At 66.9% G+C, this 23,110-nt stretch carries 19 protein-coding genes; 6 read left to right on the plus strand and 13 right to left on the minus strand.

All coding sequences use genetic code 11. The features are described from left to right. Positions 1-41 precede the first annotated feature (41 nt). Positions 42-803, minus strand: coding sequence for a Mut7-C RNAse domain-containing protein (locus tag QZM67_RS35720; RefSeq protein ID WP_301810705.1), 762 nt, complete (start codon positions 801-803; stop codon positions 42-44). A gap of 9 nt (positions 804-812) precedes the next feature. On the opposite strand from QZM67_RS35720, the gene QZM67_RS35725 reads away from it, so the two are divergent. Next, positions 813-1,769 (plus strand): NAD(P)-dependent oxidoreductase, encoded by a 957-nt coding sequence (locus tag QZM67_RS35725; RefSeq protein WP_260865424.1) that lies wholly within the window; start codon positions 813-815, stop codon positions 1,767-1,769. Between the two features lie 76 nt (positions 1,770-1,845). Continuing rightward, complete coding sequence (locus QZM67_RS35730) at positions 1,846-2,487, plus strand: LysE family translocator (RefSeq protein WP_043185141.1); 642 nt, start codon at positions 1,846-1,848, stop codon at positions 2,485-2,487. Between the two features lie 75 nt (positions 2,488-2,562). Here the strand turns inward: QZM67_RS35730 and QZM67_RS35735 are convergent, their stop codons facing one another. After that, entirely contained in the window at positions 2,563-3,846 is a 1,284-nt protein-coding gene (locus QZM67_RS35735) for an MFS transporter (protein ID WP_301810711.1), read from the minus strand. Positions 3,847-3,943: 97 nt separating this feature from the next. Here QZM67_RS35735 and QZM67_RS35740 point away from each other — a divergent pair, with 97 nt between their 5' ends. After that, positions 3,944-4,873 (plus strand): LysR family transcriptional regulator, encoded by a 930-nt coding sequence (locus QZM67_RS35740; protein WP_301810712.1) that lies wholly within the window; start codon positions 3,944-3,946, stop codon positions 4,871-4,873. 184 nt (positions 4,874-5,057) lie between these two features. On the opposite strand, the gene QZM67_RS35745 is transcribed toward QZM67_RS35740, so the two are convergent. The 7 genes from QZM67_RS35745 to QZM67_RS35775 form a co-directional block, all read right to left on the minus strand. After that, positions 5,058-5,891, minus strand: a complete 834-nt coding sequence (locus tag QZM67_RS35745) for an OmpW family protein (RefSeq protein ID WP_301810713.1) — start codon at positions 5,889-5,891, stop codon at positions 5,058-5,060. Positions 5,892-5,909: 18 nt separating this feature from the next. Then, on the minus strand, positions 5,910-7,151 hold the full coding sequence (locus QZM67_RS35750; protein ID WP_301810715.1) for a DUF2957 domain-containing protein: 1,242 nt from the start codon (positions 7,149-7,151) through the stop codon (positions 5,910-5,912). A gap of 143 nt (positions 7,152-7,294) precedes the next feature. After that, a complete protein-coding gene (locus QZM67_RS35755; protein WP_301810717.1) occupies positions 7,295-8,728 on the minus strand; it encodes a DUF2957 domain-containing protein in 1,434 nt (477 codons plus the stop codon). Between the two features lie 435 nt (positions 8,729-9,163). Then, a complete protein-coding gene (argC, locus tag QZM67_RS35760; protein ID WP_301810718.1) occupies positions 9,164-10,114 on the minus strand; it encodes an N-acetyl-gamma-glutamyl-phosphate reductase in 951 nt (316 codons plus the stop codon). A gap of 154 nt (positions 10,115-10,268) precedes the next feature. Next, positions 10,269-10,841, minus strand: a complete 573-nt coding sequence (locus QZM67_RS35765) for a flavodoxin family protein (RefSeq protein ID WP_089449728.1) — start codon at positions 10,839-10,841, stop codon at positions 10,269-10,271. Between the two features lie 221 nt (positions 10,842-11,062). Beyond that, a complete protein-coding gene (locus QZM67_RS35770; protein WP_175024255.1) occupies positions 11,063-11,656 on the minus strand; it encodes a YbhB/YbcL family Raf kinase inhibitor-like protein in 594 nt (197 codons plus the stop codon). A 241-nt stretch (positions 11,657-11,897) separates the two neighbouring features. Beyond that, the gene (locus tag QZM67_RS35775) at positions 11,898-12,584 is read right to left on the minus strand and encodes an orotate phosphoribosyltransferase (RefSeq protein WP_006752465.1); all 687 of its coding nucleotides are present in this window, start codon (positions 12,582-12,584) and stop codon (positions 11,898-11,900) included. A 460-nt stretch (positions 12,585-13,044) separates the two neighbouring features. On the opposite strand from QZM67_RS35775, the gene QZM67_RS35780 reads away from it, so the two are divergent. Then, entirely contained in the window at positions 13,045-15,315 is a 2,271-nt protein-coding gene (locus QZM67_RS35780) for an NADP-dependent malic enzyme (RefSeq protein WP_175024256.1), read from the plus strand. 145 nt (positions 15,316-15,460) lie between these two features. On the opposite strand, the gene QZM67_RS35785 is transcribed toward QZM67_RS35780, so the two are convergent. Beyond that, positions 15,461-19,051, minus strand: a complete 3,591-nt coding sequence (locus QZM67_RS35785) for an indolepyruvate ferredoxin oxidoreductase family protein (RefSeq protein WP_301810720.1) — start codon at positions 19,049-19,051, stop codon at positions 15,461-15,463. 330 nt (positions 19,052-19,381) lie between these two features. Here QZM67_RS35785 and QZM67_RS35790 point away from each other — a divergent pair, with 330 nt between their 5' ends. Continuing rightward, positions 19,382-19,576 (plus strand): hypothetical protein, encoded by a 195-nt coding sequence (locus tag QZM67_RS35790; protein ID WP_301810722.1) that lies wholly within the window; start codon positions 19,382-19,384, stop codon positions 19,574-19,576. A gap of 132 nt (positions 19,577-19,708) precedes the next feature. Here QZM67_RS35790 and hppD read toward each other — a convergent pair whose 3' ends face one another. Then, positions 19,709-20,806, minus strand: a complete 1,098-nt coding sequence (gene hppD / locus QZM67_RS35795; RefSeq protein WP_301810724.1) for a 4-hydroxyphenylpyruvate dioxygenase — start codon at positions 20,804-20,806, stop codon at positions 19,709-19,711. 212 nt (positions 20,807-21,018) lie between these two features. Between hppD and QZM67_RS35800 the strand changes: the two genes are divergently transcribed. After that, positions 21,019-21,543, plus strand: a complete 525-nt coding sequence (locus tag QZM67_RS35800) for an Lrp/AsnC family transcriptional regulator (RefSeq protein ID WP_011350656.1) — start codon at positions 21,019-21,021, stop codon at positions 21,541-21,543. A 58-nt stretch (positions 21,544-21,601) separates the two neighbouring features. Here QZM67_RS35800 and QZM67_RS35805 read toward each other — a convergent pair whose 3' ends face one another. Together QZM67_RS35805 and QZM67_RS35810 are read right to left on the minus strand one after the other, a co-directional pair. Then, the gene (locus QZM67_RS35805; protein WP_164462503.1) at positions 21,602-22,249 is read right to left on the minus strand and encodes a GNAT family N-acetyltransferase; all 648 of its coding nucleotides are present in this window, start codon (positions 22,247-22,249) and stop codon (positions 21,602-21,604) included. A 244-nt stretch (positions 22,250-22,493) separates the two neighbouring features. Then, positions 22,494-23,099: a TetR/AcrR family transcriptional regulator gene (locus tag QZM67_RS35810; protein WP_175024259.1), complete on the minus strand. Its 606-nt coding sequence runs from the start codon at positions 23,097-23,099 to the stop codon at positions 22,494-22,496. Positions 23,100-23,110 lie beyond the last annotated feature (11 nt).

Here is a 23,110-nt window from a genome sequence, read left to right on the forward strand (position 1 = left end):
CGCGAGACCCCGCATGTTCACGCATGCGGGGTTTTGTTTTTTCAGGCGTCGCGTTCGCCGGCCGGCGGCGGTGGCGACGCGCGCATCGCGTCGACCACCGTGCGCATGCGCCGCCAGTGCGAGCCTTCCCAGAACACGCGCCGGCATACGTCGCACGCGGCGAAGCGCCGGTGCCGCTGCCGGACGCCGGCCGGCACGCGCGGCGCGGCGGCGGCCGCGTCGAGCGGATGCAGCGGGGCATTGCAGCGCAGGCACAGCCGGAACGGCCGCATGTGCGGTGCGAGATCGAGCCGCTCGAACAGTTCACGCAGCTGGTCGGACGGCTGCAGCGCGTGCAGGTAGCAGCCGCGCTCGACCGCGCGCCGCTTGAGCAGCTCGCGGTCGCGGGTCAGCACGATCCGGCCCTCTCGCGCGGCGAGCGCCGCGAGCTCGTCGTCGCGGTAGTGGTTGTCGTAGCAGGTGTCGAAGCCCGCGAGGCGCAACAGTTGCGCGAGGCCGCCGAGATGCGCGTCGGCGACGAAGCACCATTGCGCCGGTTGCGGCGCGGTAGCCCCGTTCACCGTGGATTGCGCGCGTTCCGGAAAGGCTTCGACCCGGTCGCCGTCGCCGAGCGGCCGGTCGAGCGCGGCCGGCGCGTCGTTCACGCGGAGCCGGCCGATTTCGGTATGCGGGACGCCGAGCGCCTCGATCGCATGCTTCACCGTCGCATCGCGCGCGCACGCGTGCCCGAACGCGCGGTCGCGCTGCGCGCGCGGGAGAAAGGCGTTCAGTTCGTCGTGGAAGCGGAAGGTCGCGGTCGCCATGCGCGCAGTATGGCACCGCGCACGGGTGGCCGCGTGCCCTGCAGATGCCACGCATCTGTGGTTAACTCCCCGCTTCACGGAGCGAAGGAGCGGGAAATGGATCTCGGATTTATCGGGCTGGGTGAAATGGGGCAGGCAATCGCGACGAACCTGCTGAAGGCCGGGCACACGGTGCGGGTCTGGAACCGGTCGCGCGAGCGCGCCGAGCCGCTCGCCGCGCTCGGCGCGCAGATCGTCGACACGCCGGCCGACGCGTTTCGCGGCGACGCGGTGTTCTCGATGCTGGCCGACGACGCCGCGGCGCGCGCGATCTTCGACGATGCGCTGCTCGCGCAGGCGCCACGCGGCCTGATCCACGTCAACATGGCGACGGTGTCGGTCGCGCTGGCCGAATCGCTCGCGCACGCGCATGCGTCGCGCGGCATCCATTACGTCGCCGCGCCGGTGATGGGGCGGCCCGATGTCGCGGCGGCCGCGCGCCTGACGATCATGGCGGGCGGCCCGGCCGAGGCGATCGACCGCGTGCAGCCGCTGTTCGACGCGATCGGCCAGAAGACCTGGCGGTTCGGTTCGCTGCCGCAGCACGCGAACGTCGCGAAGATCGCCGCGAACTTCACGCTCGCGTCGGCGATCGAGACGCTCGGCGAGGCGTCCGCGCTGCTGGGCGCGCACGGCGTCGCGATGCGCGACTTCCTCGACGTGATCACCGGCAGCGTGTTTCCGGGCCCCGTCTACGAAGGCTACGGCTCGATGATCGCCGAGCGGCACTACGAGCCCGCGCGCTTCAAGGCGCGCCTCGGGCTGAAGGATGTTCGCCTCGCGCTTGAGGCCGGCGACGCCGTGTCGGTGCCGTTGCCGGTGGCGAGCGTCGTGCGCGACAACCTGCTCGACGCGCTCGCGCACGGCGGCGGCGAGCAGGATTTCGCGGTGCTCGGCGAAGTCGCGCTGCGCCGCGCGGGCCGCTGATCCGTCGCGCGACAGAAGTCCGGCGCATTGGCATAATCGACGTTTCGTTTTCCCTTTCATCCAGGCAGAGGCGAGCATGAACTTGCATACGTGGTGGCTTTTCGTGGCGACGGTGTTCGTCGTGTCGGCGATTCCGGGCCCGAACATGCTGCTGGTGATGACGCACGGCGCGCGGCACGGGCTGCGGCGTTCGACGTGGACGATGGCCGGCTGTCTCAGCGCGCTGGTGCTGATGCTGTCGGTGTCGGCGGCGGGCCTCGGCGCGGTGCTCGAAGCCTGGCCGGCGATGTTCAACACGCTGCGCTACGCGGGCGCGGCCTACCTCGTCTACCTCGGTGTGAAGGCGTGGCGCGCACGCGTCGACGACGATGCGCCTGCCGCCGACGTCGAAACCGTGTCGCGCCAGGCCGCGCCGGCATCGCGCGGGACGCTGTTCCGCAACGGCTTCCTGGTCGCGGGCAGCAACCCGAAGGCGATCCTGTTCGCGGCCGCGCTGCTGCCGCAGTTCATCAACGCGGCCGAACCGACGCTGCCGCAGTTCGGCGTCCTCGTCGTCACGTTCGCGGTGATCGAGGTGAGCTGGTATCTCGTCTACGCGTCGTTCGGCACGCGCATCGGCGCGACGCTGAAGAGCCAGAGCGTCGCGAAGATCTTCAACCGGCTGACGGGCGGGTTGTTCGTCGGCTTCGGCGCGATGATGGCGCTGGTCCGTCACTGATTTCGAACTGACACCGGCGCGCCGAACGCCCCGTCCCTCGCAAGAGGGCGGGGCGTTCGGCTTTTCGGGCCGGGTTCACGTCCGCGGGCGCGTCAACGCCGCTGCGCCGGCCCCGCGTCCGGCCGAGAGCCCGAAGACGGCGGCCGTGCCGGCGAACGCGAACCCGACGCCGCACACCGCGCTCCATCCGCCCCAGGCCCACGCACCGCCTGCGAGCACCGCACCGAGCGCGCCGCCGATGAAGAACAACCCGACGAACAGCCCGTTCAGGCGGCCGCGTGCGGCCGGGTTCAGCAGGTTGATCTCGCGGCGGCCGATCGTCTGGTCGACGATGACGCCCGCGTCCAGCAGCGCCGCGCCACCGGCCAGCAGCGCGAGCGCGACGCCGCGATGCGCATGTGCGTCGAAGCCGAACCAGCCGGCGCCCGCGATGCCGAGCACGACGAGCGCCGCGAGCATTGTGCCGTGTGCGATCCGCTGCGCGGCCGGGCCGTGGCCATGGTCGCCGGCACGGCCCGCGAGCGGTGTGACGATCGCGCCGCTGGCGCCGGCGAATGCGAACAGCGCGATCCCATGCAGATCGAGGCCGAACGGCGGCTGCGCGAGCCGCAGCCCGACCGCGGTCCAGAACGCACTGAATGCGGCCATCGCGAGCGCCGCCGACAGCGCATGCCGGCGCAGCACCGGCTCGTCGGCCAGCAGGCGCCCCATCGATGCGAGCAGCGCGCGATAGCCGGCCGTGACGGACGGCGTGCGCGTCGGCAGGCGTAGCGCGAGCACGACGGCGATCGCGGCGTTCGCGAGCGCGGCCAGCACGTAGAACCCGCGCCAGCCGGCCGAGCCCGCAATCAGGCTCGCGAGCGGCCGCGACAGCAGGATGCCGAGCATCAGTCCGCTCATCACGTTGCCGACCGCGCGACCGCGCTGCGCCTCGGGTGCCATCGACGCGGCCATCGGCACGAGCATCTGGATCACGCTCGACGCGGCGCCGGCCACGAGCGTCGCCAACAGGAACACGGTGCCCGACCGCGTGAACGCGGGCAGCGCGAGCGCGGCCGCGCAGGCGGCCAGCGTCACGACGATCAGGCGGCGGTTCTCGAGCAGGTCGACCAGCGGGACGAGCAGCACGAGCCCGGCCGCGTAGCCGAGCTGCGGCAGCATCGCGACGAGGCCGGTCAGGCCGGGCGGCAGGTGCAGGTCGGCGCTGATCGGGCCCGTCAGCGGTTGCGCGGCGAACAGGTCCATCACGATCACGCCGACCGTCGCGGCGAAGAACAGCGTCATGCCCGCGCTCAGCGCGGGCGGCGCGCCGGCGGACGTGCGAACGGCGGCGGGGCAAGGATTGGCGGGGCAGTTCATCGGAAACCTGGCGAGTGGGTCGTAGGAGTACCCATCGTAGGTGTCCGATGTTTATGCGACAATTGAAATATCTCTAACATGATTATGCGAGTTTGTTTTGAATACGCGTGATCTCCAGGCATTCGTCGCGGTGGTCGACAGCGGGTCGATGGTCGCCGCGGCCGCGAAGCTCCACCTGACGCAGCCGGGCCTGACGCGGCGCGTGCAGAACCTCGAAACGCTGCTCGGCATGCCGCTGCTCGACCGGCAAAGCAAGCCGCTGAAGCCGACCGCCGCCGGGCGCGACGTCTACGCGCTCGCGCGCAACGTGCTGGGCGCGGTCGACGAACTGATGGCGTCGGGTGCGCCCGACAGCGAGCCGTCGGGCGAACTGCGCATCGGCGTGCCGCCGTTCCTGTCCGAGCTGGCGCTCGAGCAGCCGATCGACCGGCTGCGCGACGCGTTTCCGCGCCTGACGCTGCGGGTGACGGCCGGCTGGTCGCCGGCGCTGATGCAGGGCGTCGAGCGCGGCGCGCTCGACGTCGCGGCCGTGATGGTGCCGGCCAGCGCGGCGCTGCCCGATGCGTTCACGTCGACGCTGCTCGGCACGCAGCCGACGGTGCTCGTTGCCGCGCGCGACTATCCGCTGCCGGACGGTCCGCTGTCGATCGATACGCTGTCGGGTTATCCGTGGGTGCTGAGCCAGGACGGCTGCGGGATGCGTTCGGCGCTGAGCCGCTCGCTCGGCGCGGCCGGGCTGCCGTTCGATGTCGCGGTCGAGGCGTTCGGCTCCGAGCTGCAGCTGTCGCTCGTCGCGCGCGGCGCGGGCATCGGCATTGCCGCGCCGAATGCGCTGGCGCGCAGCGCGCATCGCGATGCGCTGAGGGTGGTGGAAACGGTGGGGCTGGAGACGCGGATCAACGTGTGGATCGTGCACGGCGCGCTGCCGGGCCGTCTGGTGCGGCCTGTCGCGCTGCTGCGCGATGCGCTGGGCGAGGTGCTCGACCAGGTAAACAGGGCGGGGTCAGATGCAATGAACGCCGTCTAGAGGCGGCATTCGAGGGAAAATCCTTATTTTCTCTACGGAAATGTTGCAATGCGGAAACCGATTCGCTATAGTTGCACCTGTCTCCTCCATGTCTCCTCTGATATGGATTCAGCCCGCCTCTTAGGCGGGCTTTTTTTTGCCTGCGATTTTGTCGCGGCCTTCCATTCGTCGTCCGTCGCGGCGCTCAGAACTTGTATGTCATCCCGACGTAGCTGATGATCGGGTCCGCCTTCAGGTCCGATTTCGACTCCGAGAGCACCGTGCCGTCGGCCGCCTTGATCGTCACCGTCGACGTCGTCTTCAGCGGAATGTACGTCACCGACGCGATCAGCCCGAAGTGCTCGGTCATGTTGTACTGCAGGCCTGCGTTGAACACCGGCTGCCATGACGACGACGCCTTCGCTTCCACCGATGTCGTACCCGGCTTGCCCGCGCCCGCCGCGAGAATCGCGCCGAGGTTGTCCTGCGTCTGCTTGATGAAGTTCGAGTTGAGCTGCAGGTCGCTGAACCAGTTGTACGACACGCCGAGGCCGAGGAACGGCCGGAACTTCGCGGTCGCCGCGCCGAAGTAGTACTGCAGCAGCATCGCCGGGCTCCACTGCCGCACGCTCTTCACGATCGGGTTGACCGACGCCAGCCCGATGTTCTGCGTGCCGAGCGCGCCGGCGGGGCCGGGCGGCCTGATCGTGCCCTGGCCCGACACCTTGAACACCGGCGGCACGCCGGCCACCGACGTCACCGCGATGTGGTCGGTGAGGAAGTGGCTGACCGTCAGGCCGACCGTGTCGGCGCCGCTCGTGCGCAGTCCGGTGCCCGGCGACGTGAACGACGGCGGCAGCCGCAGCGGCGTGTTGATCGGCGTCGGCGCGACGTTGGTCGTCATCGGCGTGCTGCTCTGCTGCGGCATCACGTGGAACCAGCCCAGCGTGACGACGTTGCTGCCGGCGCTCTGCGCGTGCGCCGCGAGCGGCGCCAGCACGGCGGCGGCGGCCGCCGCGCAGAGAAGGGTTTTCTTCATCACGGCTTCCCCCTCCGCTTACTGGACGAACGCGCCGATCGTGAAATACGGCGTCGATCCGGCGTTGTCGAGGAACCCGAACACGCCACCCGTGAAGATGAACTTGCCGGTCGGCGTCGTGCTGCTGGCACCCGTATGGATCGTCGTGACCGTGCCCGGCACCGTCTGCGTGTAGTCGAGATCGAGCGCGGTCGCGAGCGACGCCTGCGACGCGTTGAACGGATCGAGCAGCGTGGCCTGCTTGTCGGTCAGCGCGGTGGTGCGGTAGTCGAACTGGCTGTCGACGCCGATGTACTCGCCGTTCTGCGAGCCGACCGCGATCGTCGTCTGCGGTGCGAGGATCGAGATGCTCGATTCGTCGTCGGCGGTGAGGCCCGGCACGCCGTTGCTGTCCGGCGTCGGGTTCGGGTTCGCGACGCCCGTGCGTACGAGGATCGGCACGAGCTGGTTGCGCAGCTTGCCGACGATCATGAAGCCCTTGCCCTGCGGCGTTGCCGACAGCGTCGGCTTCAATTGGCTCCGGTAGTTGTTCGACTGGAACGCACCGCTGCCGTCCGCCGACTGCACGAAGTTCGTGCCTTGCTGCGTGCACGCGCCGCCGGCGAACTGGCCGGTCGTGTCGCACTTGGTCCAGCTGCCGTCGGCGTTGATCGTCACCTTCGCGTCGATCGATGCCGGCGCGAATTTCTGCGACGGCACCTCACCGAAGCCCGTATGACTGTATGTGCCCGCCACCTTCGTGATGTCGGTCTCGATCGACGAGAAGCCGATGAACGGGTAGTACGGGAATTTCGTGTCGGGCACCGCGGCCTGGCCGAGCACGCCGTTGAACTGGATTTCCTTGCCGGGAATCGTGCCGCCCGCGACGCCCATGCCGACGAAGATGCGCGCCGGGCGCGACGGATCGAGGCTCGCGCCGTTCAGGCGGAATGCGCACTGGTTCAGCTTGTTGGTCGGCAGCAGCGTTTCCTGCGTGAGCGTGCCGCTGTCGACGGTGCCCGCGCGGGTCGGCACGACGGTGCCGGTCGTTTGCGGCACCGGTGATTCGACATAGGTGACCTGCCAGGTCATCTTGGTCGTGTCGAGCTGGACCTTCGCGAGTTCGCCGCTGCCTGCGCCACCCGTAAACACGGTGCTGTAGTCGAGCGTGGCAGGACAGAGCCGGTCTTCGACGAGCGGGGGCGGATTGTCGCTGCCGCCGCCGCAGGCGGAAAGAAGGGGGGCGGCAAGGGCCGCCGCCAGAATGAGGTTGCGCTTCATGTTGCTCCTCCAGATTTGTCTTGTGCGGCGGCCAGCTCCCTGTCGGCCGCTTCTGTTGGTTGTGCTCGTCCTGCCTGCGCCGTGCCGCGCGCGCTCGTGCGTTCCGCGACGGCGGCCAGCCCGCCGTCGCGTCCTCGTTCGCTCTACTTGCTGATCTGCGCGCCCACGCCGAAGTACGGTGTCGACGACGTGGTCGAGTTCGCCGACGTCGACGTGACGCCGCCGTTCACCGTGCCCTGGATCAGCGCCGCGTACAGCCCGCCCGTCGCGATCACCACGCCCGATGCGGACGGGTAGTTCGCGCCGCTCGGCGGCGTCGTCGCCGCGTTCAGCAGGCCCGGCGTCGTCTGCCCGTAGTCGAGCGTGAAGCCGTCTTCCTCGACCTGCGTACTCGGGTTGATGAACGACGCGTTGCCGCCGCGGATCAGGGCCGCCGTGTACTTGAAGTTCGAGTCCGCACCCGCGTAGCCGCCGTCGATCGTGCCCGACGTGATTGCCGTCGCCGCGCCGAGCACCGCGATGCCCGATTCGTCGTCGACCTGCGCATCGGTATGCAGCGGCGCCGTGCCGAGGTTCACGTTGCCCGTACGCACGATCACCGGCACCGTCGCACCGTTGAGCTGGCCGATCACCATGTGCGCGGTCGCCGACTTGCCGGTCGCGCCGATGAGCGGCAACTGCGTTTGCGGCAGCGTCTGCGGCGCCTTCGTGCTGTCGAAGTAGCCGCCGTTCGCGGTGTTCGCGGTCCACGGGTTGCCGGTCGTCTGGCAGCCGCCCGAACTCGTCGACGTGCAGGCGCCGTTCCCGTCGAACGTCTCGCTCGAGTTCGTGCCCTTCGTCGCGTAGTTGCCCGACGGCACGAGGTGGTAGATCAGCGCGTTGTACGTGCCCGGCAGCTTCGTGATGTCGGTCGTCGTGTTCGCGAAGCCGAGGAACGGATAGAAGTCGAAGTGGCGCTTCGGCACCTGGCCGACGTTCTGGTAGAGCACGACCGGGCCGAGCGCGATCGTCAGCCCGTCGTACTGGACCGTCGCACCCGGAATGCCGCCGCCCGCGACGCCCATGCCGACCAGCAGCATCGGCGGGTTCGCCTGGTTGAAGTCGGCGGCCGTCGAGTACGTGGCGCCGCTCGGCGCCTTGCCCGTGCCCGGCGTGAGGACGAATGCGCAGCGCGTCTGCTCGGCGGTCGGCAGCGTGCCGGCCGGCGGGTGCATGACCGCGCCGGTGATCGTCGTGCCGGCGCGGCTCGGCGTGACCGTGCCGGTCGCGAGCGGAATCGGCGATTCGAGCCACTTGAGCGTGTAGGTCATCGCCACGGCGTCGATGTTGACGCTGACGATCTCGCCGCTACCGGCGCCGCCGAGATACGTGCTCTTCACGATGTCGGCGTCGGCCGGGCACAGCGAGCCGTTGACGGGCTGCGACGGCGGCGGCCCTTGCGTGCCGCAGCTGGAACCGGAACATTGGGGCGCGTTGATCGGCGCGACCGCGCCGCCGGAATCTCCCCCTCCACATGCAACCAGGAAAGGGGCAATGGCAAAGGCCGTTGCCACCCCCTTCGATAAGGTGTGCGACATGCCGCTGTCTCCAATCGTTTAATTGTGCGAGCTAATGTCGCCGCCTTGATTTTTGCTGTCAATTGATGAACCCGTCTAAAAAAGGCGATTGAAACGGGTATCGTGTTTTGCGCCCTTGTCTGACACGGCATTCGGTAAGAATTTAAACGTGAGACGGGCCGCCGGAAGCTGCCGGAGTGGGGGATGTGCGACGCCGGGCAGGCCGTCGGAGAGCCTTCCTGCGTATAACGGCAGCGTTTAAAGCGGCGGTATCCGGTATATCCCTATTCGGGATTGACTGGATAAAGAAGAGGCGGAATTAATTCACTGGTAATCGTGCAATGGAAAGCTTGTAAATAATTGTAAATGCGCGATCCGGAATTTTTTATATATTGCCCGATACGGGTAAATAAAAAGCCGGCCAGTGGCCGGCTTTGCATTGCATGCGGTGCTGAATCAGCGTTTGAGACCGGCGTCCTCGGCCGCGCCGATGTTCAGGTTCATGCACTGGATCGCGGCGCCCGACGCGCCCTTGCCGAGGTTGTCGAGGCGCGCGACCGTGACGAAGCGCTCTTCGTTGCCGAACACGAACAGGTCGACCCGGTTCGTGTCGTTGTTCGCCTGCACATCGAAGAAGCCGCCGTCGAGGTTCGCGTCCGCATCGAACGGCGCGACGCGCACGAATGCTTCGTCCGCGTAGTACTCGGCGAACACGCGCTGCACGTCCTGCGGCGTCGCACGCTTCGCGAGCTGCTCGGGCGTGAAGTAGGTCGTCACCGCGAGACCCTTCAGGAACGGGCCGACGATCGGCGTGAAGATCGGCGGGTTCGCGAGGCCCGTGTGCGCGGCCATTTCCGGCAGGTGCTTGTGCGTGAGGCCGAGCGCGTACGGGCGCGGGCTCGCGAGCTTGCCGCCCGGCGCCGCGTTTTCGTAGTCGGCGATCATCGACTTGCCGCCGCCGCTGTAGCCGGTGATCGAGTAGCTGTGCGCGGCGAACGTCGGCGCGACGATGCCCGCATCGACGAGCGGACGCATCGCGAGCACGAAGGCCGACGCGTGGCAGCCCGGCACGGCGATGCGCTTCGACGTGCGAATCTTCTCGCGCTGCGAGCGGGTCAGTTCCGGCAGGCCATATGCCCAGTCGGCGCTGGTGCGGAACGCGGTGCTCGCGTCGATCAGCGTCGTGTTCGGGTTCTCGACGAGCGAGGCCGATTCGCGCGATGCGACGTCCGGCAGGCACAGGAACGTGACGTCCGACGCGTTGATCAGGCGACGGCGCTCTTCGACGTCCTTGCGCTTCGCTTCATCGATGCGCAGGATCTCGATGTCGCTGCGTGCCGACAGGTATTCGAAGATCTTGAGGCCGGTCGTGCCTTCCTGGCCGTCGACAAAAACTTTGGTGCTCATTTCGCTCTCACTGAATGAAACGGGGGCCCGCGCCCTGAAACCGCCATTTTAAGACGTCATCTGGCGGGCCTGCACCGCGCGGGGCGAAAAAAAGACGGCCGGCGGGCCGTCTTGTGTCCCTTTGGCGCCCGGCGGCGCGGGCGCCGGGGCGTGCTCAGCTGCGGCCGGCGACCCAGCGGGCCGTCGCTTCGGCGACCCGCCGGCCGAACGCCTTCCCGGTCTCGAGGTCGCCCGGCAGCGGGCCCTCGTCGGGCGTCGCGTCCGCCGGCGACTGCGCGAGCAGGCCCGTCGAGCCGCCCAGGTAGTTGATGTCGTTGCGCGTGGCCGCCTTCGAGTTGGCCGGCATCAGGCTCGTGCCGACCCACACCATCCCATGCTGCATCGCCAGCGTGACGAAATATTGAATCGTCGAGAACTTGTCGCCGTTCATCGTCGCGGAGTTCGTGAAGCCCGCGGCGATCTTGTCTTTCCATTTCTGCGTGAACCACGCTTTCGACGTCGCATCGGCAAACTGCTTGAACTGCGCCGACGGGCCGCCCATGTAGGTCGGCGCGCCGAACACGATCGCGTCGGCTGCGTCGAGCGCGGCCCAGCCCGCGTCGTCGACGTCGCCGACGGCGAGCAGGCGCACGGTCGCGCCGGCGTCCTGCGCGCCCGTGTGAACGGCCTCGGCCAGTTTCTGCGTGTGACCGTAGCCGCTGTGATAGACGATGACGATGTTCGACATGAGGCGTTCTCCGGAAAGGAACGGGGACGGCGGACCGCAGGTGCGCCGCGTCACGCGTCGCCGGCGGGCGGCGCGACGGATGCGCGGCGTGGCGCCGCGACCGGTGACGACGAGTCTAGCAAGCCGAAATGACGGGAAAACGAGCGGGTGCGGCGGACGGAATTTCGCGGCGGCAGGCAATCGCAGTGCGGCGACGCGCAAGGCACGACGCCCGGCGCTCGCTATTGCCCGTAGTTGACCGTGAGTTGCGCGGTGCCGATCGCCAGCGTGCCGATCTCGTGCTCGAACATCGGCGCGGGGCGGCCCTGCGCGACGCGCAGGTCGTCGCCCTTGAGCGCGTAGACGGTGATCACATAGCGGTGCGGCTTGCCGGGCGGCGGGCACGGGCCGCCGTAGCCGTCGATCCCGAAGTCGTTGCGCGCCTCGCTCGCGCCGATGCGCCGCAGGAAGCCGGACGCGCTCGCGTCGGCGGGCAGGCTCGTGACGGTTGCCGGAATGCCTGCCACGGCCCAGTGCCACCAGCCGTGCCCCGGCGCGTCGGGATCGAAGAGCGTGACCGCGTAGCCGCGTGTGCCGGGCGGCGGGTTGTGCCAGGCGAGCTGCGGCGAGTGATTGCCGCCCTTGCAGTCGCCGCGGTCGAACACGTTCGCGGCGCGGACGCGCCCGCCCGGCGTCAGGTCGTCGCTCGTCACGGTGAACGCGCCTTCCGCATGCGCGGGCAGGGCAGTGAGGAGGGCGGCGTAAAGGAGGGCGGCGAGGAGCGGCGACGGGCGACCCGCTGGCGCAGGCGGAGTGATCCGGCGATCCACACGCATATGGCGCTTCTCCCGTCACGTAGGCCGGACCGATGCTTCCGGCGTTGTTGGCGTTGTGCGTTGCCCGCGCAGCTGATGGCAGCGATGGATCAAGTCTAGCATTAGGGTTCGATGAGCGATGCACGCCGCGACCCGTGGTCGCGATCGCTTTCTGCACGAATCGACGGACGAAAAAAAAGCCGCCCGCGATGAAGCGGGCGGCTTGTTCAGCCAGGACACCGGCCTGGGGGCCGGCGCGGCGTCATTCCTTCGGGGCCGTCGCGCCGCCGTGCGCAGCCGACCACTCGGCCGGTGCGTGCAGGAATTTCTCGACTTCGTCGAGCGTCTTCGTCTCGAAGTAGCCCGACGCCTTCGCGACGCGCAGCACGTCCCACCACGTGGCGAGCGCGTGCAGGTCGACGTCGATGTCCTTCAGGACCGACACGCTTTCCTTGAAGATGTTGTAGTGGAACAGCACGAAGCAGTGGTTCACCGTCGCGCCCGCGGTACGCAGCGCGTTGACGAAGTTGATCTTGCTGCGGCTGTCGGTCGTCAGGTCTTCCACGAGCAGCACGCGCGAGCCTTCTTCCAGATGGCCTTCGATCTGCGCGTTACGGCCGAAACCCTTCGGCTTTTTGCGCACGTACTGCATCGGCACCATCATCCGGTCGGCCAGCCATGCCGCGAACGGGATACCGGCCGTTTCGCCGCCGGCCACCGAGTCGATCTGCTCGAAGCCGACGTCGCGCATGATCGTCGTTTCCGCCATTTCCATCAGCGCGCGGCGCACACGCGGATACGAAATCAGCTTGCGGCAGTCGATATAGACGGGGCTTGCCCAGCCGGACGTGAAGATGAACGGTTTTTCTGCATTGAAGTGCACTGCCTGTACTTCGAGCAGGATTTTGGCGGTCGTATCCGAGATCGACTGACGATCGTAGCCTGTCATGGGCATTCCTTGGGTGATGAGCGAAGAGCGGGCGCGGGCCCGGTGGCGCAGCAAGGGGAACCTGCCCAGGGGGCCGGGGCGCGATCGGAGGGCCAATCGCATCGCTGCGCGCGTAGCCCGCTATTTTACCCGATTCAGGCCGGATTTCGGCGGAATTCGCGCGGGTTCACCCCGCGGCTCACCACCGGCGAAACAACTGGGGTCTGACCGCTCGCGCGCTGATGCGGAGGATGCGGCGCTGCACCAACATGCGTCATTTAGGGGGTGTACACTAGGCGACCCTTAGAAATCGTTCAGTACTTTGTACTTTTCTCTTGCCACCCGCCAAGGTTCGATGGCGTGCCGACCCGGCGCGTCGCGTGCCGTCTCGCAGTCGATCACCCTCTCGATTCAAGCAGACGCGGCCGAAGGTGCAGCGTACTGAACCGTCAATATTTCGCATGTCTCTCGCAGGTCAATCATGGACGAACAACTGAAGCAGGCCGCACTGGCTTATCACCTGAACCCGAAACCCGGCAAGATTTCGGTCACCCCGACCAAGCCGCTGTCGAACCAGCTGGATCTGTCGCTCGCGTATTCGCCGGGCGTCGCCGCTGCGTGCGAAGCGATCCACGCCGATCCGCTCGACGCGCAGAAGTACACGTCGCGCGGCAACCTCGTCGGCGTCATCACGAACGGCACCGCCGTGCTCGGCCTCGGCAACATCGGCCCGCTCGCCGCGAAGCCGGTGATGGAAGGCAAGGGCTGCCTCTTCAAGAAATTCGCGGGCATCGACGTGTTCGACATCGAACTGTCGGAGTCCGACCCCGACAAGCTCGTCGAGGCGATCGCGATGCTCGAGCCGACGCTCGGCGGCATCAACCTCGAGGACATCAAGGCGCCGGAATGTTTCTACATCGAGCAGAAGCTGCGCGAGCGCATGAAGATCCCCGTCTTCCACGATGACCAGCACGGCACCGCGATCATCGCGTCGGCTGCGATCCTGAACGGCCTGAAGGTCGTCGGCAAGAAGCTGTCCGAAGTGAAGCTCGTGTGTTCGGGCGCGGGCGCTGCGGCGATCGCGTGTCTGGACCTGCTGGTGAACCTCGGCCTGACCAAGGCGAACATCCTCGTCGCCGATTCGAAGGGCGTGATCTACGAAGGGCGCGGCAACCTCGACCCGTCGAAGCAGCGCTATGCGGCGACCACCGACGCACGCACGCTCGCCGACGCGATCGTCGGTGCGGACGTGTTCCTCGGCTGCTCGAGCGCGGGCGTGCTGAAGCAGGACATGGTCAAGACGATGGGCGATCGCCCGCTGATCCTGGCGCTCGCGAACCCGGAGCCGGAAATCCGCCCGGAAGACGCGAAGGCCGTGCGCCCGGACGCGATCGTCGCGACCGGCCGTTCGGACTACCCGAACCAGGTCAACAACGTGCTGTGCTTCCCGTTCATCTTCCGCGGCGCGCTCGACGTCGGCGCGACGACGATCACGGAAGAAATGAAGCTCGCATGCGTGCGCGCGATCGCCGAGCTGGCGCAGGAAACCGACCAGAGCGAAGAAGTCGCGAAGGCGTATGAAGGCCACTCGCTCGAATTCGGGCCGGACTACCTGATTCCGAAGCCGTTCGACCCGCGCCTGATCATCAAGATCGCGCCGGCCGTCGCGCAAGCCGCAATGGATTCGGGCGTCGCCACCCGTCCGATCCAGGACATGGACGCATACCGCGAGCAGCTCGGTGCGACCGTCTACCGCACCGGCATGGTGATGCGCCCGGTGTTCGCGACCGCGAAGCAGAAGCAGGCCCGCATCGTGTTCGCCGAGGGTGAAGACGAGCGCGTGCTGCGCGCCGCGCAGTTCGTGCTGCAGGAAAAGATCGCGAAGCCGATCCTCGTCGGCCGTCCGTCGGTCATCGACATGCGCCTCGCGAAGATCGGCTCGAAGCTGAAGGCCGGCACCGATTTCGAAATCGTCGATCCGGAAGACGATGCGCGCTACCACCGCTACTGGCAGGCGTATCAGGAGATCGGCGCGCGTGACGGCGTGACGCCGGAAGTCGCGAAGGCCGCGATGCGCAAGTTCAACACGCTGATCGGCGCGATGCTCGTGCACCTGGGCGACGCGGACGGGATGATCTGCGGGATGATCGACACGTTCCACAGCCACCTGAAGTTCATCGAGCAGGTGCTGGGCCGCGCGAAGGGCGCCGAGCACTTTGCAGCGATGAACCTGCTGATGCTGCCGGGCCGCAACCTGTTCGTGTGCGATACGTACGTGAACGAGCTGCCGAGCGCCGAACAGCTCGCCGACATGACGATCCAGGCCGCGGCCGAGATCGAGCGCTTCGGCATCGCGCCGAAGGCTGCACTGTTGTCGAACTCGAACTTCGGCAGCGCGCCGTCGTCGTCGTCGCGCCGGATGGGCGAGGCCCGCAAGCTGATCGTCGAACGCGCACCGAACCTCGAAGTCGACGGCGAAATGCACGGCGACGCGGCGCTGTCGGAAATGATCCGCAAGCAGGCCTTCCCTGGCACGACCCTGTCGGGCGAAGCGAACCTGCTGATCATGCCGAACGTCGAAGCGGCAAACATCGCGTACAACCTGCTGAAGATGGTCGGCGGCGAAGGCGTGACGGTTGGCCCGTTCCTGCTCGGCGCAGCGAAGCCGGCTCACATCCTGACGCCGGCCGCGACCGTGCGCCGGATCATCAACATGACGGCGGTTGCCGCCGCGAACGTGAACACGAAGTAAGTCCACGCCCGCGTGTGCCGCGCTTCACGCGCGGCGCAATGAAAAACGCCACGGAACCTGCGTTCCGTGGCGTTTTTTTATTGTGACGTGAGCCGGTAGCCGCTCGCCGGCGGGCATCCTGACCGCGAATGCCCGCCGCGTGCCGTTACGCGACCTGCTGGTGCGACTGGCCGCCGGCCGGCGCACGCCACTTCGCGAGCAGCGTGTTCCACTTCTGGCGTACCGCGCGCAGGTTGTTCTCCTTCACGTGGCCATAGCCGCGAATGCCGTCCGGCAGCGCCGCGAGCTCGAGGGCGAGCGGGCGGTTGGCCGCGTTCAGCTTTCCGAGCACCTCGCCGATCAGCGCTTCGTACTCGCCGATCAGCGCGCGCTCGGTGCGACGCTCCTCGGTACGGCCGAACGGGTCGAGCCCGGTGCCGCGCAGGAACTTCGCCTTCGCGAGCAGCCGGAACGCCGACATCATCCACGGGCCGTACGCCTTCTTCACGAGATGGCCGTGTGCATCCGTCTTTGCGAACAGCGGCGGCGCGAGGTGGAATTTCAGCTTCCAGTCGCCTTCGAACTGCGCGGTCAGGCGCGCGAGGAACGCCGGGTCGGACTGCAGCCGTGCGACCTCGTATTCGTCCTTGTACGCCATCAGCTTGAACAGGTTGCGCGCGACCGCTTCGGTCAACTGCTCCTGCACCGTGTCGCCGTCTGCCAGTGCGCGCTCGGCCGCGCGCACCTTGTCGACGAATGCCGCATAGCGCGATGCGTACGCGGCATTCTGGTACGCGGTGAGGAATTCCACACGCTTCGCGATCAGGGCATCGACCGCCTTCTTCGTGTGCAGCGCGATCACCGTGGCGCCTTGCGCGGGGCGCGCGTCGCCGGCCGCGGCCTGCTTCACGCTCGCCAGGTCGTGCGCGGCGCGGCGGCCCCAGTCGAAGGCCGCACGGTTCTTCTCGACCGATACCGCATTCAGCTCGATCGCGCGGACGAGCGACGCGAGCGTGAGCGGCAGCCAGCCTTTCTGCCACGCGTAGCCGAGCACGAACGGGTTCGTGTAGATCGCATCGCCGAGCAGCGCGACCGCGAAGCGGTTCGCGTCGATGAAATCGACGGCTTCGCCGGCTGCTGCGCGGATGTCGTTTTCGGCGGACAGGCCCGGGAACGCCCAGTTCGGGTTCTTGATGAACTCGGCGGTCGGCGTCTGCGCGCTGTTGACGACCACGCGCGTCGTGTCGTGCCGCATCCGCGACGTGCACTCGTCGCCGGCCGTGACGATCGCGTCGCAGCCGATCACGAGGTCGGCTTCGCCCATCGCGATCCGGGTTGCGTGGATGTCGGTCGGCGCGTGCGAGATCTGCACGTGGCTCATCACGGCGCCGCCCTTCTGCGCGAGGCCGGTGACGTCGAGCACGGTCACGCCCTTGTTCTCGAGGTGCGCGGCCATCCCGAGCAGCGCGCCGATCGTGACGACGCCCGTACCGCCAACGCCCGTGACGAGCACGCCGTATGCGCGGTCGATGTCCGGCAGCGTCGGTTCAGGGATCGGTGGCAGTGCGTTGCCGTCGACCGACACGGCCTTCGGCTTCTTCAACTGACCGCCCTCGACCGTGACGAAGCTCGGGCAGAAGCCCTTCACGCACGAGAAGTCCTTGTTGCAGCTCGACTGGTTGATCTGGCGCTTCGTGCCGAATTCGGTTTCCAGCGGCTCGACCGACAGGCAGTTCGACTGCACCGAGCAGTCGCCGCAGCCTTCGCACACTGCTTCGTTGATCACGACGCGCTTCGCCGGGTCCGGATACGTGCCGCGTTTGCGGCGGCGGCGTTTCTCGGTCGCGCAGGTCTGGTCGTAGATCAGGATCGTCGTGCCTTCGATCTCGCGCAGCTCGCGCTGCACGTCGTCGAGCTGGTCGCGGTGATGGATCGTCACGCCCGGCGCGAGCAGCGTCTTCTGGCTGTCGTACTTCTCCGGCTCGTCGGTGACGATCACGATCTTCTTCGCGCCTTCCGACGCGAGCTGGTGCGTGATCTGCGGCACCGTCAGCACGCCGTCGACCGGCTGGCCGCCCGTCATCGCGACGGCGTCGTTGTAGAGGATCTTGTAGGTGATGTTCGCCTTCGACGAGATCGCCGCGCGCACCGCCAGCAGGCCCGAGTGGAAATAGGTGCCGTCGCCGAGGTTCGCGAACACGTGCTTCTCGTCCGTGAACGGCGCCTGGCCGATCCACGGCACGCCTTCGCCGCCCATCTGGCTGAAGGTGCTCGTGCTGCGGTCCATCCACACGGTCATGTAGTGGCAGCCGATGCCGGCGATCGCGCGCGAGCCTTCCGGCACGTTGGTCGACGTGTTGTGCGGGCAGCCCGAGCAGAACCACGGCTTGCGCTCGGTCTGCACGTGCGGCTTCGCGAGCGCCATTTCCTTCGCGGTGATCACCGCGAGCCGCGCGGCGATGCGTGCGCGCACGTCGGACGGCAGCTCGAACTTCTCGAGGCGCGTCGCGATCGCCTTCGCGATGATCGCGGGCGACAGCTCGTAGTGCGCGGGCAGCAGCCAGTTGCCCATCGGCACTGACCATTCGCCGCCGGCGCCGTCCTTTTCGTCGAACTTGCCGAACACGCGCGGCCGCTGGCCATCGGGCCAGTTGTACAGCTCTTCCTTGATCGCGTATTCGAGGATCTGGCGCTTTTCCTCGACCACCAGGATTTCGTCGAGGCCGCGCGCGAACGCCTGCGCGCCCTGCGCTTCGAGCGGCCACACGCAGCCGACCTTGTAGAGCCGGATGCCGATCCGCGCGCAGGTTTCATCGTCGAGGCCGAGGTCGGTCAGCGCCTGGCGCACGTCGAGGTACGCCTTGCCGCCGGTCATGATCCCGAAGCGCGCGTGCGGCGAATCGATCTCGATGCGGTCGAGCTTGTTCGCGCGCACATAGGCGAGCGCCGCGTACCACTTGTAGTCGAGCAGCCGTGCTTCCTGCACGAGCGGCGGGTCGGGCCAGCGGATGTTCAGCCCGCCGTCCGGCAGGATGAAGTCGGTCGGCAGCACGATCTCGGTACGATGCGGGTCGATGTCGACCGATGCCGACGATTCGACCACGTCCGTCACGCACTTGAGCGCGACCCACAGGCCCGAGTAGCGGCTCATTGCCCAGCCGTGCAGGCCAAAATCGAGATATTCCTGCACGTTGGACGGGAACAGCACCGGCAGCCCGCAGGCCTTGAAGATGTGCTCGGACTGGTGCGCGAGCGTCGACGATTTCGCCGCGTGGTCGTCACCGGCGAGCACCAGCACGCCGCCGTGCTGCGACGAGCCGGCCGAGTTCGCGTGCTTGAATACGTCGCCCGTGCGGTCGACGCCCGGGCCCTTGCCGTACCACATGCCGAACACGCCGTCGTGCTTCGCGCCGGGGTACAGGTTGACTTGCTGCGAGCCCCACACGGCGGTGGCGGCGAGATCTTCGTTGAGGCCGGGCTGGAAGACGATCTGGTGGGCTGCCAGGTGCTGCTTGGCTTTCCAGAGCGACAGATCGAGGCCGCCGAGCGGCGAACCGCGATAGCCGGAGATGAAACCGGCGGTATTGAGACCGGCGGCACGGTCGCGTTCCTGCTGGAGCATCGGCAGGCGCACGAGGGCCTGGATGCCGCTCATGTACGCGCGACCGCGTTCCAGTGTGTATTTGTCATCAAGCGTGACGGACTTCAGCGCGGCTTCCAGGGACGCGCGTTGGCCTGCGTCTAGCGGGGCATTCATTAACAGTCTCCTCCACCCAGTTTGGGATCACCAAAACTCGACTGCTTCGGGCATCTTGTGGACGCGTCGGCAGTGGCCGGCATATTGGCCGGTTTTGAGCGATGGTAGCACTGGGGCAAACCCGCCGCCCATCGGTTGGAACGCGGGGGAATTGCGGCGGCGCATCAGAAAAACAGGGCGGAACCATGCGTTACATCATGTAAAAGCATGTAAAGCCGGGTTCATCTGCGGGCAAATGCCGTTAATCTTGTCGGCCTGCCGGAGGTGCCCGGTCGCGTTGGCTTGTTTCCACGCAATCGGGGAGGCGCCGGCAGTTTTACAGGAGGTGCAATGAACACACGTCATATCCAGAGTTTCCTGATCGTGTCCGCCGCGTTTTTCTCGATGACGGGCCCGGCGCACGCGCGAGGCGCGAGCGCACTGGCGGCAGCCGGCGCGCAGATGCAGCAGATCGTGCCGGCCCAGGACGCCGTCGCGCAGCCGTCGGCCGAGCGCGCCGTCGCGTCGAAGGCGAACGCGCGTTGATCCGGTCGCGCGGCCTGCGGGCCGCGCCGGAATGCAAAAAGGGCGGGAATCCAAGGATTCCCGCCCTTTTTCTTTGTGCCGCCGGATCGTGCGGGCTGCCGGGTTGCCCCGGGCAGCCGCCCGCCGGATGCGTCAGGCCTTGTCCTGCACGACGCCGCGACGGATCTGGTCGAGTTCGATCGATTCGAACAGCGCCTTGAAGTTGCCTTCACCGAAGCCCTGGTTGCCCTTGCGCTGGATGATCTCGAAGAAGATCGGCCCGATCTGGTTCTCGGTGAAGATCTGCAGCAGCAGGTCGTCGCGCGCGCCGTCGATCAGGATCTTGCGCTTCTTCAGTTCTTCCAGCGATTCGCCGTGGTCCGGTACGCGGCGATCGACCAGTTCGTAATACGTGTCGATCGTGTCGAGCAGCTTCACTTCCTTGCTGCGCAGGCCGTCGACCGCCTGGTAGATGTCGCTCGCGCCGAGCGCGATGTGCTGGATGCCTTCGCCGTGGTACGCGTCGAGGTATTCCTGGATCTGGCCGGCCGTATCCGAGCCTTCCTCGTTGATCGGGATGCGGATCTTGCCGCACGGCGACGTCATCGCCTTCGACTTCACGCCCGTCACCTTGCCTTCGATGTCGAAGTAGCGCACTTCGCGGAAGTTGAACAGGCGCTCGTAGAACTCGGCCCATTCCTGCATGCGGCCGCGATGCACGTTGTGCGTCAGGTGGTCGATATAGGTGAGGCCGTGGCCGACCGGGTTCGGGGTCGCGCCGGCGATCGGCTCGAAATCGACGTCGTAGATGCTGATGTCGCCGATTGCGCCCGGCTGCGCGCCGTTCTTGCCGCGCCAGCGGTCGACGAAGTAGATCAGCGAATCGCCGATGCCCTTGATCGCCGGGATATTCAGCTCCATCGGGCCCGTCTTGTTGTCGAAGCCCCAGGCGCCGAGTTCCAGCGCGTGCTTGTACGCCTTCGCGGCGTCCTGCACGCGGAACGCGATTGCGCAGATCGACGGGCCATGCAGGCGTGCGAAGCGTTGCGCGAACGAATCGGGTTCGGCGTTGATGATGAAGTTGATGTCGCCCTGGCGGTACACCGTCACGTCCTTGTGGCGGTGGCGCGCGATCGCGGTGAAACCCATCCGTTCGAACAGTTGTCCGAGCGCTTTCGGGTCCGGTGCCGTGTATTCGATGAATTCGAAGCCGTCGGTGCCGACGGGGTTGTCCCAGTTCGGGATCTGCATGGCGTGTCTCCTGTGGGGGCGATCGGCCGGGGCGGTGTGCGCATACCCGGCGTGGTTCGATGTCGAACGTGGCACACGCGGCGGCGTGCGCGACGACTCGGTACGTGCGACAGAGTGTAGCGGGCAGCCGCGAGCGTAAACTTGCGAACTTAATTGCCTGAACTTACGATGGCGCAATTTCCAGTCTCAAACCATTCATTGGAGGGCAGAAGATGGCGCAAGCCGAATTGGATGCCATCGACCGGCGGATTCTCGCGATTCTTCAGGAGAACGGGCGCCTGTCGAATCAGGAGATCGCCGAGCGCGTGAACCTGTCGCCGAGTCCGTGTCTGCGGCGGATCCGGCGGCTCGAGGAGATCGGCGTGATTACCGGCTATGTCGCGCTGCTGAATCCGCAGAAGCTCGGGCTCGACCTGCTCGCGTACGTGAGCGTACGGCTCGAGAAGCGCGGCGGCCTGGCGCCGGTCCGGGCCGACGAAACGTCGGCGCGCGCGGGCGCGACCCATGCGGAGCTGTTTCGCGCGGCCGTGCAGACCTGGCCGGAAGTGGTCGCGTGCCACGCGATGACGGGGGATATGGATTACCTGCTGCGTGTGCAGGTCGAGGACATGGCGCATTTCTCCCGCTTCGTGCAGGAGCATTTGCTGCATCACCCGTCGGTGATCGACGTGAAGACGAGCTTTTCGCTCGAATGCTTCAAGGAAACGACGGCGTTGCCGATTCGTTCGGTGCGCTAGTGCGCGGCGGGGAAGGGGGAGGCCGGGCGCGCAGCAGGCGCGGCCCGGCTGGCTGAAGTTACGCCGTCAGCGCGGCGGGCATCAGCGATTCGATGAACTTTGTGGTGCGGCGCGCCTGGCGCTTCATCGCGTAGTCGAACACCGCGGCCTGCTCCTGCAGCATCTCGGCGATGATCGTCGAGTGGTCGGCCGGCGGCAGCGACAGGTACGCATCGGCTTCGCCGTACGCATACTCGATCCGCATCCCGGATTTCTTCGCGATGTGCATCATCGTCGCGTTACGCGACAGGCAGTGCATGTACAGCATCGTCACGTGCGTGTTGCGGCTGCGGATCGCCGCGCGCTCGAACAGCTTCGAGCCGACGCCGCGGCCGCGTGCGCTTTCGAGCACCGACACGCCGAATTCGGCCGTGCGCTTGTCGCCCTCGGCCGGCAGGTAGGCCAGGTGGCCGACGCCGATCAGTTCGAGGTCGTGGTCGAACACGCCGAACACGGTGTCGCGGCCGAAGTCGATCGTGCGGACATAGTTCTCGATCACGTGGTCGGGCACCATCTGGCCGAAGCGCAGCAGGCGGTCCTCTTCGTCGAGCGAGAGAAAGTGGGTGAGCATTTGCTCACGGTCTTTGGAAGCCAGTTCCCTGACGAGAACCGGCGCACTACCGGCGTTGCCGACGACATCGGCAGTGCCGTTGAATTGCGTGTTCATCGTGGGTTCCTCAATGTGTGACCGTACAGCGGGTTGTGCAATGCAACAGCATTTTACCCGACCGTCAGCCCCCGGATTGGGGAAAACCCGTATTTAACGATGTTTAAGCTGGAGGATGAATTCTAAATCTGCTTAGTTAATTGGCTATCTATTTGATTTTTAAGGAGTTTAAAATTCGTCATATGAAATGCGCGGCGGGCGGTCGCAGTGTGCCCGTCGCGCAACGTTTGCTGCTGCGCGGCAATCAGGCGGCCGTCGACAGCCCGCGTTCGATCAGGTCGATCACCTGCTCGGCGAAGTCGCGGTAGCCGAGGCGGCCGCCGGGCTTCAGCCAGGTGAACGTCCAGTTGATCATCCCGAACACCATCATCGTCACGGACGTCTGGTTTTCCTTCGAGATGCGGTCCGGGTACGCACGTGCGAGCTGCCGCGTGAACGCCGCGACGATGTCGCGCTGGCGGTCGAGCACGATTTCGCGCTGCGCGTCCTCGAGATACTTCACGTCGTTGAGCAGCGCGACGTGGCGGCTGTGCGATGTCTCGTACTCGCCGAGGAACGCGCGCACGAGCTCCGCGAACGCATCGCGCTCGCTGAGGCCGCGCCGCTGGCTCGCCCCTTCGACCTCGGCGATGATCAGCATCAGCCGTTTCGTGTAGCGGTCGAGCAGGTCGAACAGGATCGCTTCCTTGCTCTCGTAATAGTGATAGAGGCGTGCCTTCGACGTGCCGCTCGCGGTCGCGAGATCGGACATCGACGTGCTCGGGTAGCTCGTCTGAGCGAATTTCTCGGCGGCCAGATCGAGGATCTGCTCGCGCTGGGATTCGTGGTCGGGCGCTCGGGTACGGGCCATGGTCGAATACG

This window comes from Burkholderia sp. AU45251 (assembly GCF_030482905.1).
Taxonomy (GTDB): Bacteria; Pseudomonadota; Gammaproteobacteria; order Burkholderiales; family Burkholderiaceae; genus Burkholderia; species Burkholderia aenigmatica.

Bases quoted from the DNA above. Each gene is read 5' to 3' on its own strand.
- QZM67_RS35805 (WP_164462503.1), bottom strand. From the start codon at position 22,249: ATGAACACGCAATTCAACGGCACTGCCGATGTCGTCGGCAACGCCGGT.
- hppD (WP_301810724.1), bottom strand. From the start codon at position 20,806: ATGCAGATCCCGAACTGGGACAACCCCGTCGGCACCGACGGCTTCGAA.
- QZM67_RS35785 (WP_301810720.1), bottom strand. From the start codon at position 19,051: ATGAATGCCCCGCTAGACGCAGGCCAACGCGCGTCCCTGGAAGCCGCG.
- QZM67_RS35720 (WP_301810705.1), bottom strand. From the start codon at position 803: ATGGCGACCGCGACCTTCCGCTTCCACGACGAACTGAACGCCTTTCTC.
- QZM67_RS35800 (WP_011350656.1), top strand. From the start codon at position 21,019: ATGGCGCAAGCCGAATTGGATGCCATCGACCGGCGGATTCTCGCGATT.
- argC (WP_301810718.1), bottom strand. From the start codon at position 10,114: ATGAGCACCAAAGTTTTTGTCGACGGCCAGGAAGGCACGACCGGCCTC.
- QZM67_RS35770 (WP_175024255.1), bottom strand. From the start codon at position 11,656: ATGCGTGTGGATCGCCGGATCACTCCGCCTGCGCCAGCGGGTCGCCCG.
- QZM67_RS35780 (WP_175024256.1), top strand. From the start codon at position 13,045: ATGGACGAACAACTGAAGCAGGCCGCACTGGCTTATCACCTGAACCCG.
- QZM67_RS35790 (WP_301810722.1), top strand. From the start codon at position 19,382: ATGAACACACGTCATATCCAGAGTTTCCTGATCGTGTCCGCCGCGTTT.
- QZM67_RS35765 (WP_089449728.1), bottom strand. From the start codon at position 10,841: ATGTCGAACATCGTCATCGTCTATCACAGCGGCTACGGTCACACGCAG.
- QZM67_RS35750 (WP_301810715.1), bottom strand. From the start codon at position 7,151: ATGAAGCGCAACCTCATTCTGGCGGCGGCCCTTGCCGCCCCCCTTCTT.
- QZM67_RS35755 (WP_301810717.1), bottom strand. From the start codon at position 8,728: ATGTCGCACACCTTATCGAAGGGGGTGGCAACGGCCTTTGCCATTGCC.
- QZM67_RS35745 (WP_301810713.1), bottom strand. From the start codon at position 5,891: ATGAAGAAAACCCTTCTCTGCGCGGCGGCCGCCGCCGCCGTGCTGGCG.
- QZM67_RS35810 (WP_175024259.1), bottom strand. From the start codon at position 23,099: ATGGCCCGTACCCGAGCGCCCGACCACGAATCCCAGCGCGAGCAGATC.
- QZM67_RS35730 (WP_043185141.1), top strand. From the start codon at position 1,846: ATGAACTTGCATACGTGGTGGCTTTTCGTGGCGACGGTGTTCGTCGTG.
- QZM67_RS35735 (WP_301810711.1), bottom strand. From the start codon at position 3,846: ATGAACTGCCCCGCCAATCCTTGCCCCGCCGCCGTTCGCACGTCCGCC.
- QZM67_RS35775 (WP_006752465.1), bottom strand. From the start codon at position 12,584: ATGACAGGCTACGATCGTCAGTCGATCTCGGATACGACCGCCAAAATC.
- QZM67_RS35725 (WP_260865424.1), top strand. From the start codon at position 813: ATGGCACCGCGCACGGGTGGCCGCGTGCCCTGCAGATGCCACGCATCT.